Annotated in this window: 11 protein-coding genes; 3 read left to right on the top strand and 8 right to left on the bottom strand. The window is 36.5% G+C overall.

From position 1 onward, the window contains the following. Positions 1 to 11: 11 nt before the first annotated feature. A complete protein-coding gene (locus KO527_RS26320; RefSeq protein ID WP_216041586.1) occupies positions 12 to 3791 on the top strand; it encodes a S8 family serine peptidase in 3780 nt (1259 codons plus the stop codon). A gap of 143 nt (positions 3792 to 3934) precedes the next feature. Beyond that, positions 3935 to 6112: a S9 family peptidase gene (locus KO527_RS17580; RefSeq protein WP_216041587.1), complete on the top strand. Its 2178-nt coding sequence runs from the start codon at positions 3935 to 3937 to the stop codon at positions 6110 to 6112. A 106-nt stretch (positions 6113 to 6218) separates the two neighbouring features. Here the strand turns inward: KO527_RS17580 and KO527_RS17585 are convergent, their stop codons facing one another. From KO527_RS17585 to KO527_RS17605, 5 genes are all read right to left on the bottom strand, one after another. Beyond that, positions 6219 to 7721: a HAMP domain-containing sensor histidine kinase gene (locus KO527_RS17585; RefSeq protein ID WP_216041588.1), complete on the bottom strand. Its 1503-nt coding sequence runs from the start codon at positions 7719 to 7721 to the stop codon at positions 6219 to 6221. An 8-nt stretch (positions 7722 to 7729) separates the two neighbouring features. Beyond that, on the bottom strand, positions 7730 to 8446 hold the full coding sequence (locus KO527_RS17590) for a response regulator transcription factor (RefSeq protein WP_216041589.1): 717 nt from the start codon (positions 8444 to 8446) through the stop codon (positions 7730 to 7732). Positions 8447 to 8515: 69 nt separating this feature from the next. Beyond that, the gene (locus tag KO527_RS17595) at positions 8516 to 9226 is read right to left on the bottom strand and encodes a spondin domain-containing protein (protein WP_216041590.1); all 711 of its coding nucleotides are present in this window, start codon (positions 9224 to 9226) and stop codon (positions 8516 to 8518) included. Between the two features lie 10 nt (positions 9227 to 9236). After that, positions 9237 to 9938: a spondin domain-containing protein gene (locus KO527_RS17600; protein WP_216041591.1), complete on the bottom strand. Its 702-nt coding sequence runs from the start codon at positions 9936 to 9938 to the stop codon at positions 9237 to 9239. A gap of 190 nt (positions 9939 to 10128) precedes the next feature. Then, a complete protein-coding gene (locus tag KO527_RS17605; RefSeq protein WP_216041592.1) occupies positions 10129 to 10626 on the bottom strand; it encodes a TlpA disulfide reductase family protein in 498 nt (165 codons plus the stop codon). 69 nt (positions 10627 to 10695) lie between these two features. On the opposite strand from KO527_RS17605, the gene KO527_RS17610 reads away from it, so the two are divergent. After that, a complete protein-coding gene (locus KO527_RS17610; protein ID WP_216041665.1) occupies positions 10696 to 11118 on the top strand; it encodes a YqaA family protein in 423 nt (140 codons plus the stop codon). A 62-nt stretch (positions 11119 to 11180) separates the two neighbouring features. Here KO527_RS17610 and folX read toward each other — a convergent pair whose 3' ends face one another. From folX to folM, 3 genes are all read right to left on the bottom strand, one after another. Next, complete coding sequence (gene folX, locus KO527_RS17615) at positions 11181 to 11540, bottom strand: dihydroneopterin triphosphate 2'-epimerase (protein ID WP_042150388.1); 360 nt, start codon at positions 11538 to 11540, stop codon at positions 11181 to 11183. A 125-nt stretch (positions 11541 to 11665) separates the two neighbouring features. Next, complete coding sequence (gene folE / locus KO527_RS17620; RefSeq protein WP_216041593.1) at positions 11666 to 12220, bottom strand: GTP cyclohydrolase I FolE; 555 nt, start codon at positions 12218 to 12220, stop codon at positions 11666 to 11668. 16 nt (positions 12221 to 12236) lie between these two features. After that, positions 12237 to 12944, bottom strand: a complete 708-nt coding sequence (gene folM, locus KO527_RS17625; protein WP_216041594.1) for a dihydromonapterin reductase — start codon at positions 12942 to 12944, stop codon at positions 12237 to 12239. Positions 12945 to 13104 lie beyond the last annotated feature (160 nt).

A 13104-nucleotide genomic window follows, 5' to 3' on the forward strand; every position in this document is an offset into this window, starting at 1 on the left:
CAGGGGAAAATATGTCTACAAACTTCATTAAGAAGTCTACTGTTGCACTAGCTGTAACAGGAGCTTTATTCACGGTAAGTCAAGCAAGCGCTGCAATTTCAGTATCAAAGTTAGATCAAACTCCAACTCAAATAAAAAAAGTTGATTCTAAAAGCAAGGTCTCAGTAACACCTAGCTCAAGCCATGCCATTTTTACACCAGAAGCAAACTTAAATAACGAAACTTATCGTTATTTTGTTCGTTTAATTGAAAGCCCTGTAGCGCTATATGAAGGTGGTATTGAAGGTTATAAAGCAACAAGCCCTGCTGTAACAAATAATAAAAAATTAAACGTTAAAACAAAAAAAGTAAAAGCATACCGTACTTTTCTAAATCAACGTCAAGATAATGTGATTGCAAAAGCAACTGCGGCCTTAGGTGAGCTAAATGTTAAGCAGCGTACTACTTTAGCTTATAATGGTTTGGTAGTAGAAATGACACAAGAGCAAGCTATGAAGTTAGCAACAGTGTCAGGTATTGCGCATATTAAACGCGAAACTTTACGCCAAACTTTAACTGATGCCGGTCCTTCTATTATTAAAGCTCCAGGTATTTGGGATGGTTCTGCAACAGGTACTGGTGCGAAAGGCGAAGGTATGGTTGTTGGTATTATTGATACTGGTGTAAATACAGGTCATGCTTCATTTGCAGACGTAGGCGCTGATGAATACGATCATACAAATCCAAATGGTGAAGGCGTTTATTCAGGTGACTGTGCAACTGAAGAGTGGGCTTCTCTATGTAATGATAAGTTAATCGGTGTACATAGTTACCCACTAATTACAGATCAATACGCTCAATATAACCCTGATGTTCCATCAAATGGTGAAGATTATGATGGTCACGGTTCTCATACAGCAAGTACAACTGCTGGTAACGTATTACATAATGTTGCAATCAAAAATGTAAATGGTGTTGACTCAGGTGTTGCCTTTGATGCTATGTCGGGTGTTGCGCCACATGCAAATATTGTTTCTTACCAGGTTTGTAAGCCGGGTGATGATGATGCGATTGGTTTTAATGGTTGTTATCCTTCATTAACAGTTTTAGCTGTTGAGCACGCTATTGAAGAAGGTGTTGATGCACTTAACTACTCAATTGGTGGTGGTTCTAGTGATCCATGGCAAGATGCTGATGCACTTTCTTTCTTATCTGCACGTAAGGCTGGTATTCATGTAGCTACTTCAGCCGGTAACTCAGGCCCAGGCCCAGAAACTGTTGGTTCTCCGGGTGATGCTCCTTGGATCACTACGGTTGCAGCGTATACTCATGATCGTGATTTTTCTGGTAAAGGTTTAAGTGATTTTTCTGGTGGTGAAAATGCACCAACAGATATTTCAGGTAAAGCGATTACGGGTGGTGTTTCTGGTAAAGTTGTTTACGCCGGTGACTTTATGAATGCCAATGATCCTGATGGCGATCCAGCGCAATGTTTACAACCATTCCCTGAAGGAACTTTTGAAGAAGGTACTATTGTTTTATGTGACCGTGGTGCAATTGCACGTGTTGATAAAGGTCGTCACGTTTTAGCTGGCGGTGCAGCAGGTCTTATCCTTGCAAATCTTCAAGGTGGTGCAACAAGTGTTGTTGCAGATGCGCATGTATTACCTGCTATTCAAGTTAATGCTGATGATGGTGACAAGTTAAGAACTTGGTTAGCTTCAGGTTCAGAACATATGGCTACAATCACTGGTGCTGAATTAACACAAAATGATGATGTTGCCCGTATTGCTGCTGGTTTTACTTCTCGCGGTCCAAATAAATCAGTACCAGATGTAATCGCACCATCAATAGCGGCACCTGGTGTAAGTATTTTTGCAGCAACTGCTGATGAACACCCTGAAGGTTTTAAAGAGTTTCCAGCTCCTGCAGATTTTGGTTTCTTAAGTGGTACATCAATGGCAAGTCCACATATTGCTGGCGCTTTAACATTATTAGCAAGCTTACAACCTGAGTGGTCTCCAGCTGAAGCACAATCAGCATTAATGTTAACAGCTAATCAAAATACATTAAAAGATGACGGTGTAACACCATCTGATTTCTTTGACATGGGTGCTGGTTTTGCGAATGTAACTGCTGCTGCTCAAACTGGTTTAGTAATGGATGAAACTTATGCTAACTACATGGGTGCAAACCCAGCAGTAGGTGGCACACCATCTCAAATTAACTTAGCGTCTATGGCTAACTCTAAGTGTGTTGATACGTGTACTTGGACGCGTACTGTAAAAGCGACTAAAGGTGGTTCTTGGACTTCAAGTGCTGCAGCTATTAATGATGAAGGTTTTGCTATTTCAGTATCTCCTACAACATTTGAGCTAGAAGCTGGTGAAACTCAAGTATTAACAATCACTGCTAATGTTACTGCCGCTGATGCAGGTTGGAACTTTGGTAATGTAATGTTGATGGCTGAGGGTATGCCGGAAGTTAAATTACCAGTTGCAGCAAAAGCAAGTGGTGATAATTTACCTGGCACAATTGCTATCACATCTCATCGTGATACAGGCACTATGACTTACACGGGTTTCACATCAAAAGAGTTATCTGATATTAAAGTAGGTGTTTATGACAAACATACTGATTTATTAGAGGCGCAAACATTATCAGTTCCTGTAGATGGATTGGATTATTTTGTACTAACTTTAGACGAAACTATGCCTAACATTAGCTTCAGTAGTATGTCTGATGCGTCAGATGTTGATATGCGAGTATTAGATGCAAACTTTGATAAAATAGGTTCAAGTGCAGGTCCTGATTCAAACGAAACAGTTTCATTTGTAAACTTACCGGCAGGTACTTATTACATTGTTATCGATGGTTATGCGACTGAAACGGAAGGTGGTGTTGATGATGTAACCGTTCGTGTAACATCAATCCTAACTGATGATGAATCTCTAAGTGAAAATGTTGAATCTACAGTATCTGAAGCTGATGGTAAATTTAGCCTAACATTTAAATGGGAAGGTGCAGTTCAAGGTGGTTTATTATCATTATCTTCAGGTGACGATAGTGCAGTTAAACAACTACCATTTAGTATCAACCGTGGTGAAGATGATGTAGTTGATTCAAATGAAGTTGCTGCAGATATGGTTCCAGGTGAAGCTTCAACAGTGAAGTTTAATTTAGCACCTAACTTCAGTAATGTAGATAAGGTTTATACTTTAACTGCTGATGTAGCTGGCCATGATGTTGCAAATATTACTAATGATGGTGTGCTTGACGGCTCAATGATTACTTGGACTGTTAACCGTATGGTTGGAGAGTCTGCAGAAACACTTGAAGTTAGTTTTGACTTAGTGACACGTAAAGCCGGTGAATATTCATTAGCACTAACTAATACTTTAGATGGTGATACTGTTGAAAGTAGCTATGACTTTAGTGTAAATGAAGTTGCGCCTATGGTTTCAGTTAGTGCACCAGGTGCTGCAGATGAAGGAGATTCAGTTACACTTGACGCTTCAGCTTCATCTGATGCGAATGGCGACGAGTTATCTTATAAATGGGTACAGTTAGCAGGTGCTCCGGTAAGTTACTCTGCAAGCTCTGCTTCGGTTAACTTTGAAGCACCTAAAGTATCAAGTACCAATGATGTAGTATCTTTCCATGTCACTGTAACGGATTCAAACGGTAACTCAGATGAAGAGTTTGTTTCAGTTGCAATAGTGAATAAGAAAAAATCTTCAGGTTCTTTAGCTTGGTTAATGCTTCTTGCGACTCCTTTTGCATTCTTACGTAGAAGAAAATCTCAAAAGTAATTTGATTTTATAAAATTATATTTAAAAGGGCGCTTTATGCGCCCTTTTTGTATTTACACCTATTTACATTGTTATCTATATTTTGACTTTATTTGTTCTAAGATGATTAGGTTAAAAATTAAAAAAAAACAAAGGATTTGAAAATGAAAACAAAGTATTCGTTGAGTATAGGTTTACTCTCCTTAGCTGTATTAGCAGGCTGTAATAGCACTGAACAAACAAAAAAGAATCAAGTTGTAAAATCGACTGAAGCGAAAAATAATGTATTAGCACCGGTTGCTAAAAAAGTAGCTCATGAAATGAATATTCATGGTTCAAAACGCGTAGACGAATATTACTGGATGCGTGATGATAAACGCAAAAACCCTGAAATATTAGCGCATTTAGCTGCAGAAAATACCTATACAGATGCCATGCTAAAGCATACTGAAAAGTTACAAGATAACTTGTTTGAAGAACTAAAATCCCGTATTCAAAAAGATGATGACTCGGTGCCTGTGAGACGTGGTGATTTTTATTATTCATCTGAAATGCGTGGCGATAATGAATACCCTATTTATGTACGTAGTAAAAACTTTAAAGGCGATGATAAACAGGTATTATTAGATGTAAACATACTGGCAAAAGATCATGAGTACTTTCAGGTGTCTGGTTTAGATGTTAGCCCTAATGGCAAAATAATGGCCTATGGTGAAGATACATTAAGTCGTCGCGTTTATACTTTACGCTTTAAAGACTTAAAAACAGGTAAACTGCTTGCAGATGAGCTAAAAGGTACCGAAGGCGAAGCTGTTTGGGGTAACGATAATAAAACGGTTTATTACATTAAAAAAGACTTACAGACTTTATTAGGCTTTCAAGTATATCGTCATACTTTAGGGTCATCTCAAGATACTGATGAGTTAGTTTATGAAGAAGAAAATAAATCGTATTACACAGGTATAAGCAAAAGCAAAGATGGTTCGCATATATACATATATCACAGTAGCCCAGAAGCATCAGGTATGTCGTTAATTGATGCTAATAATCATAAAGCTAATCCTGTGCGCTTTATTCCTCGTGAGGCTGGATTAGAATATGAAGTATCAAAGTTAGGGCAGTGGTATTATGTCAATACTAACTTAGATGCAGTGAACTTCAAGCTAATGAAAGTTCACCAAAGCAAATTAGGTAATAAAAATAATTGGCAAGAGGTAATACCGCATAAAGAGGGTGTAAAACTAGAAGACGTATCGCTATTTAATGATCATTTAGTTTATAAAGTGCGTGAAGCAGGCATAAACACAGTGACAGTTCGCTCTTTAAAATCAGGAAAAGAGCAACAGTTGAACTTTAAAGATAAGGCCTTTGCTGCTTACTTATATGGCAATAACGAGTTAGATAACGACAGTGTGCGCCTTTATTATACAAGTTTAACAACGCCAGGTACTCACTATGATTTTAATTTAAATAGCACTGAGCCAGAGTTACTTAAGCAACAAAAAGTGCTTGGTGACTTTAACCCTGATAATTACACATCAGAGCGTATTTTTATTACCGCCAGAGATGGTATAAAAGTACCTGTATCTTTAGTTTATCGCACTGATAAATTTAAAAAGGACGGCACAAATCCAATTTATCAATATGGTTATGGTTCATACGGACATACAATTCAACCTAGCTTTTCAAGTGCAAGATTAAGTTTATTAGATCGTGGTTTTGTTTATGCAATCGCGCATATACGCGGTTCTCAAATGTTAGGTAGACCTTGGTATAACGAAGGTAAAAAGTTAACGAAGCAAAATACCTTTAACGACTTTGTTGATGTCACTAAGTCACTAACAGAGCAAGGTTATGGAAATAAAAAACAAGTATTTGCAGTAGGTGGCAGTGCTGGTGGATTATTAATGGGTGCTGTGATCAATCAAGCGCCAGAGTTATATCAAGGTGTTGCTGCTCATGTACCATTTGTTGATGTAGTGACAACGATGTTGGACGAAACTATTCCACTAACAACAAATGAATATGATGAGTGGGGCAATCCAAATGATAAACCATATTACGATTACATGCTTTCTTACTCACCATATGATCAAGTGTCTAAGCAAGCTTATCCTAACCTATTGGTGACAACGGGTTTACATGATTCTCAGGTACAGTATTTTGAACCTGCAAAATGGGTTGCTAAATTAAGAGACTACAAAACCAATGATAATAAATTATTGTTTAAAGTCGATATGAAAGCAGGTCATGGTGGTGCATCTGGTCGCTTTAAAGGTCTAAAAGATCGTGCTTTAGAATATGCATTTATTCTTGATCTCGCAGGTAAAAATAAACTGTAATATAGCTTTTCATAAAATAATAACGGCTTCAGTTTTAGCCGTTATTATTTTAATTTAACTTAAATATTTTGCCTCGTAGTGATCTTAATAAAAGTGAGAAGTAGAGTTATATAGCTTGGCGTATGCTGAATTCAAACTGTGTACCTTGACCAAATTCACTTTGTACTTTTATATCTGAATTTAGAATGTGTAATAGCCGTTTACTGATAGCTAGCCCTAAGCCCCCATGTTGTTTTTTATTGCCAACTGCATTACTTGCACGATATCTAGCATCAAAAATATAATTAATTTCCTCAGCTTTAATACCAGAGCCAGTATCACAGACTTGTATCGTTAACTTTGTGTCTTTAGAAAATACATTTATGGTGATCGAGCCATTTTCTGGTGTATGTCTAAGCGCATTTTCAATTAAATTACTGAGTACACGTTCTAGTTTTGCAATATCACATAAGGTTTTAAAATCACATACTTTGGGTTTTATAATAAGTTCAACTTTTGACTTTTCAGCTTTCAGGGCGAACTTAGCAACAACATCATAAACAAGCTCTCCTAAATTAAACAATTCATTGTTCACTGAAACTCTACCACTTTCTAAATGCGCTAATTCAAAAATTTGGTCGATTAAGTGCTTTAGCTGTTTGCAATTATTTAAGGTTATCGCTAAATATTCTTGTTGTTGCTCTTCACTTAGATCGGTCTTTTTTAATGTTAAGATCTCTAAGTAACCTTGAAGTGAGGCTAAAGGTGTTCTTAAATCGTGTGATAAATGGGTAAGTAATTCACGCCTTTGATTATCATTTTGCTCTAATAAGTTTATTTGTTGGTGTATCAGTCTAACAATTGTATTTAAACTATCTCCTAGCATGTGAACTTCATTAGATTTGTGTTTAGGCCATTGGCTTAATGCGACTTTTTGCAAATCAAAATTCGCTTCTTGTATGAGCGTTATCTCTTTTGCTAACTGTTTTATGGGTTTAGTAAAGTAACGTAATAATAATAATAAAATGATAAATAAAAAAACTAATGCTGCTAATAACCAGCTTGCAGTTATAAGCAAGGTATCATTAGATTTTATACGTGAAAACACAGTATCGTAAACTTCACCTCCTATGATCACATACAGATAACCCTGTAACTTGCCGTTATCGTTTTGACTGATATTTGTGGGTGCGCTATATACAGGTGCTGCTGAAAATATTTTTAATTTGTCAAAATTTCTTGGATCATCGCCATATATTGGCATGTTCTCAGCATTTTCGATTAATTGTAAAACAGGGCTTAAATTAATGCGTTTACGTTTCACTTTTCCTGGTTTTGCTGAGTAAGTTAAAATCTCACCCGATGGGTCTACAAAATAAAACTCAAAGGCGGGGCCCAATAACATTAAAGTATGAAATAAGTTCTCTAATGCTTTGTAATCATAAACACCTTGTTTTAATAATGGGTTATCACTCACTAAATGCTCAGCCAACTCTAAATGCAGTTTTTGTTCTGCTTGATGTTGAGATACTTGGTCTAGCTGTTGACTCCAAGATAAAACCAAAGTACAAATCAAACTAAATATGATAAAAATAGAAAAAGCCAATTTTTGGTAGAGTGAGATTTTCATAATATGGCCTAATGTTGAATTAAATTACTGGAATTTAGCTTATAGCCGACACCCCAAACTGTTTCAATTATTTGAGTATTGCAAGCTTGTTCTAGCTTTGAGCGTAAGCGGTTTATATGAGAATTAACAGTATGTTCATATCCACTATGCTGATAGCCCCAAACCGAATCTAATAATTGAGTGCGAGAAAATACTTGGTTGGGTTGTTTGGCAAAAAAGTGTAATAAGTCAAATTCGGTAGAGGTTAAATTAATAAGGTCATCTTCAAAAAATACCTGATGACTCTGTAAATTGATTAATAATTTTCCTAAATACACAGATTCAATTTCAACTTTAGGGTTGTGCTTTTCTCTTAATAAATGCACGTGCCGAAGCTGCGCTTTTATGCGTGCTTGTAATTCTCTGGTGCTAAAAGGTTTAGTAATATAGTCATCAGCACCCATTTCTAATCCGATTATTCTATCCATTTCATCGCTTCGTGATGTGAGTATTAATATGCTTTGTTCGGGTGACTTATCTTTTATTTTGCGACACAAAGTGAGACCGTCCATGCCTGGCAACATAATATCTAATAACAAAATAGCGTATTTTTGTTGTTCCATGGCATGTAACGCCGATTCTGCGGAATCTACATGATCTGTATCTAAGGATAATTCTGATAAATGTACTTTTAAAATGCCTGCGATATCATGATCATCTTCTACAATTAAAACTTTGTCTTGCATGTTCACACCCAATAAAAAGGAGTGATGTCTCTTCCCAAGATAAAAAATGTATAGACATCACTCAAAGAATTATTGTATCCGTGTGATAGAAACTCCCATTAAAGGGTTATCAAATTTATGTGCATAATTTAATACTGACTGAGTTAAACCATCGTCGCTACTGACAACACCTGGATGAACAGCTACAAAATCAACATCATCTCTTGCGGCGTTAAATCCTTCTCCCATATCTGCTGGGCCAGGAATCGTGCCGGAAGCTTCGTTATTTGCTTCTGTACCAGAATCATAAGCGCGAGTTTTAAAGTTTAGCTGTGAGCCAACTTCTAACGCGGATACGTCTATAGCATTAAGACCGGAGAATCCATCATTTGTATTCACCATCATAGAAACAAGGCTTAATTTAGCATCCATCATATCTTCAGTGGTAAGCGTTAAAGTGATAGAACTACCAGGCCCTAAAGGCGCTGCATCACTGATCGAGGTATTAACGATACTTAGGCCAAGTAACCCTGAGTTATCGCCGGATTCCGCTAAAGTTTCAAGTTCAACTGAGGCTGTTTGCCCCAGCTGCCAAAAATTACCTTCTTTGTGTAGAGCGATACCTATTGGCGATAATGGTTGTGCATAGGTTAAATTTTTAACTGTGACTTCAAAGCTATACATAGGTGCTGGTGCTGGCGGTGTTATCGGTGCAACAACTTCATTGTTGTTATCATCACCACCACAACCTAGTAAAGTGACGCCAAGCAAAGGTAATAAAAGAGATTTTTTATTAAACATGATACGCCCCTTATTTTACTGTTACGGTTACTTTAGCCACTGGGTTTAACCATCTATGAACTGTATTATTTAAATCACTTTTACCGCCTTCCATATCATCATCCCCTAAATTACCGCGATGAATATGTACCATGGTATTAGTTTCTTCATTCGTAACTGAACTACCAGACATTCCTGCTCCCATACCTGGTGCTGCTGGGATCCCTAACATACCTGGCGCGCCCGAGCCCTCTAAAATCAATTCATTATTAGCTTCGGTACCTGCATCATATGCGTTTAAAAAAATAGTATAAGTACCTGCTTCAGTAGGTATTTTCCAACTATCTAAACCTACAAATCCATCATTTGTAGGAAGCATCATGGCTGTGATAGATAACATGTCATTACCGTCACTAGTTTCAAGCATGGTCATAGTAGATTGTGCTGGTGCAAGTAAGCCCTCAGCCGGATTTTCTACCTTATCAGCTGAATAGCTATCTAACATTGTTGATAGACCTGAAATATTGCCACCTTCTGCCATCATTTGTAGTTCAGTTGATGCTGTCATACCTGATTCAAAAAGGTGGTTTTCACCTGAATGGGCTGCAATCAAAATAGGGGTGTAGTATATGCCTTGGGTTAAATTAGTTATCTTGATATCTAAAGAAGCAGCTTGTGCTGACTGCATACCTAATGTAATTAAACCTAAAGCGGCAATTGCTGAAACCTTCATGTTGTTTTCCTTTTTATGGGCTAATAAAGCTGATAGGAAAAGTATGCAAAATAAATATCAAAGAAGTGTCACTGAGTTATCACGTTTTTATCACAATTAAATAGAAGGTTTATCACAAGATTAATTAAAGAAGGGAAGGTCAATAGAGAGTCAGGGTTTAATAGACTGACTCGTTTAATGAAATACAAAGCTACCAAATAATACGATCTATCGTGCGTTGATCTTCGCCAATTAATGCCTTAACGAGTTTATTATTTTCATCTAATAGTAATAATCGTGGCACACCTGTATTGGCAAACTGCATATAAATGGCTTTATTTGGATCTGATACCAATGGAAAAGAAACTTTATATTCGTTTTTAAATTTTGCTAAAGATTCATTTGTTTCTTCGCGACCTATACCTATGATTTGTAGCTTGTTATCTTTGGCTAAATCAGAGTCTAAAATATCTTTTATAGTACGTTGTGAGTCATGGCACCAAGTGGCAAATAATAACACCAGCTTTTTTTGTTTTGAGTTGTTAAGAGTAATTTCTTTGCCATCGATATCTATTAAATTTTCTATTGGAAAACTTTGACCTGTCGAGATATAGGTTTGATACTTTTCTTTGACCGGTTGATTATTATTTTGTGTGACTGAACAGCCTATTAAAAAGCTGATTAAAGTAAGCGCTAAAACTGTTTTCATTGTTGCTCCGAGTTATTTTTATGTATGATGCTTTTTTACTTAAACCGTAGATTAACAATTCATTTTACAATGGTATATATTTCCTTATTTATAACTTCATTTATTGCAGCTACGCTACTACCTGCAGCATCAGAGGCCTTACTTGGCACTTTAGTGACAAAAGGGTATGCATTATCGCTGCTTTGGTTTTGTGCAACCTTAGGAAACACTTTAGGTAGTTGTGTTAATTGGTGGTTAGGTAAAGAAAGTCTGAGATTTAAAGATAAAAAATGGTTCCCCGTTTCAGAGAATAAGCTCAATAAAGCACAAGCACAGTTTCAAAAATATGGCATAGTGACATTATTGTTTGCTTGGTTACCCATTGTAGGCGACCCACTGACTTTAATGGCTGGTGTAATGCGAATTCGGTTTGATTTGTTCGTATTGTTAGTTGTTTTAGGTAAAGGTGTAAGATATGCCTTGGTTATTTTGCTTGCTACATCGATAGTTTAAATTCGTCTTTTTGCGGGAATAAATTATCACCTACATACTTTAGCTTAGCTATAGGGGCTTATTTAGTCTTTTTGCCAACCTAATGTGAGAGAAACTGAATCTGCAAACCGGAGTGCGTGGGGCTTATCAACTCGGACTTTAGCAAATGTAACGGACTCATGCTGGTGAGTAACTTCTAAAATATCAGCGACTAATTTTTCAAGTAAAAGAAAGTGGCCGGTTTCTACTAATTCAATAATCGCTTTAGTAATTACTTTATAGTTAAGTGCTTTATCAACTTGATCATACTGGCAGGCAAGCTCTGCGGGATAATGTACTTCTACATTTATCACGACATCTTGTTTTTTGCTTTTTTCATCAGGGTTAAAGCCGATGTAAGTTCTTAATCTGAGATTAGTGACATTAATAATTGCAGCTTGCATTTCTTTCCTTGTGAAAGCTTATTGACCTGATTTTAGGAATGGAGAATTTGTCTTTAACATCAATTCAAATATCAGGTTAATAAAGGTGATATAACAAATAGATACCACCTTAAATTAAACAATAATTAGCTTTTTAGCAACTGTAAAAACTCATTACGTGTTTTAGCATCTTCTCTAAAGTTACCTAACATCACTGATGTACGCATTTTTGAGTTCTGCTTTTCAACACCGCGCATCATCATACACATATGTTTAGCTTCAACAATTACGCCAACACCTTTAGCGCCAGTTACTTCTTCAACTGCTTTTGCAATTTGATGTGTCATTTGTTCTTGGATTTGAAAACGACGTGCATACATATCAACAATACGTGCAAATTTCGATAAACCTAATACTTTACCGTTTGGGATATAAGCAATATGACAGCGGCCAACAAAAGGTAATAAATGATGTTCACACATAGAGTACAGCTCAATGTCTTGGATCATCACCATATCATCAGCATCTGAAGTAAACACAGCATTATTAGTAATGCCCTCTAAGGTTTGTGTATAACCTTGAGTTAAATAAGACATTGCTTTTGCTGCACGTTTAGGCGTATCTAATAGGCCTTCACGATCTGGATCTTCACCAACACTTTTAATTATTTGTTGATAACTGTTTTTTAATTCTTCATGCATAATAAGCTCGACTTTTTTACTTCAGATGGCGTCCGCCATCCACTTGAATTGTGCGACCAGTAATATAACTGCTAGTTAGCAGCATATCTAGACAATTGAGTATTTCTTTACTGCCAGGCTCTATTTCCATTAAGGATTTTTTAAGCGTTTTGGCTTTGTATTCGTCACTATCATTTTGATTAAAAATAATAAGCGATGGTGCAATTGCATTCACTTTTATTTTAGGTGCTAATTGGCTAGCAAATGATTTAGTCATATTATCCAATGCAGCTTTGCTGGCTGCATAGGCTATATGTTTAGGGCTACCTTTTTCAACGACATAATCTGTTAAATGGATGACATCTGTGGTGTCGTTATTCGCTTTTAATAAATCAGTACAAGTTAAATTAATGAGATAAGGTACTTTGGCATGTATCCTCATCATATCATCAAATAAAGTAGCAAAATTATTTGTATTTTTTTCACAATCCCAGCTAGAGGCGTTGTGAATTATGCCTCGAAGACTGCTTGTATTTTGTTTCACTTGCTCTATAAAAGCATGAATACTGTTATCATCAATAAAATCGGCTTGGATACACGTTGCACCTAACTGCTCTAATTGAGTTATTTCAGCGTGACGTGTACGGTAACTTAAAATAAGTTTATAACCTTGCAGCAGTAAATGATGGGCAATTGCCAGCCCAATTCTTTGTCCTGCGCCTGTAATCAAGATAGGTGATGTCATTATTTTATGTTTGTGATCATTTTACTGAAATTTAGTGCCGTAATTATAAACTAAGATCAGTAAATTAATAAACACTTCGGACAATAAGTCATAAGTTATCGCAATAAAGCGTTGTTAATTTGTTTGTTCATTAAGCATAATGACAACGTTGTCCCATTAT

The organism is Pseudoalteromonas sp. C2R02 (assembly GCF_018860845.1).
Taxonomy (GTDB): domain Bacteria; phylum Pseudomonadota; class Gammaproteobacteria; order Enterobacterales; family Alteromonadaceae; genus Pseudoalteromonas.

Excerpts from the sequence above, each read along its gene's own strand:
- KO527_RS17600 (WP_216041591.1), bottom strand. The coding sequence starts at position 9,938 with ATGAAGGTTTCAGCAATTGCCGCTTTAGGTTTAATTACATTAGGTATG.
- KO527_RS17595 (WP_216041590.1), bottom strand. The coding sequence starts at position 9,226 with ATGTTTAATAAAAAATCTCTTTTATTACCTTTGCTTGGCGTCACTTTA.
- KO527_RS17605 (WP_216041592.1), bottom strand. The coding sequence starts at position 10,626 with ATGAAAACAGTTTTAGCGCTTACTTTAATCAGCTTTTTAATAGGCTGT.
- KO527_RS17580 (WP_216041587.1), top strand. The coding sequence starts at position 3,935 with ATGAAAACAAAGTATTCGTTGAGTATAGGTTTACTCTCCTTAGCTGTA.
- KO527_RS17585 (WP_216041588.1), bottom strand. The coding sequence starts at position 7,721 with ATGAAAATCTCACTCTACCAAAAATTGGCTTTTTCTATTTTTATCATA.
- KO527_RS26320 (WP_216041586.1), top strand. The coding sequence starts at position 12 with ATGTCTACAAACTTCATTAAGAAGTCTACTGTTGCACTAGCTGTAACA.
- folE (WP_216041593.1), bottom strand. The coding sequence starts at position 12,220 with ATGCATGAAGAATTAAAAAACAGTTATCAACAAATAATTAAAAGTGTT.
- KO527_RS17610 (WP_216041665.1), top strand. The coding sequence starts at position 10,696 with ATGGTATATATTTCCTTATTTATAACTTCATTTATTGCAGCTACGCTA.
- KO527_RS17590 (WP_216041589.1), bottom strand. The coding sequence starts at position 8,446 with ATGCAAGACAAAGTTTTAATTGTAGAAGATGATCATGATATCGCAGGC.
- folM (WP_216041594.1), bottom strand. The coding sequence starts at position 12,944 with ATGACATCACCTATCTTGATTACAGGCGCAGGACAAAGAATTGGGCTG.
- folX (WP_042150388.1), bottom strand. The coding sequence starts at position 11,540 with ATGCAAGCTGCAATTATTAATGTCACTAATCTCAGATTAAGAACTTAC.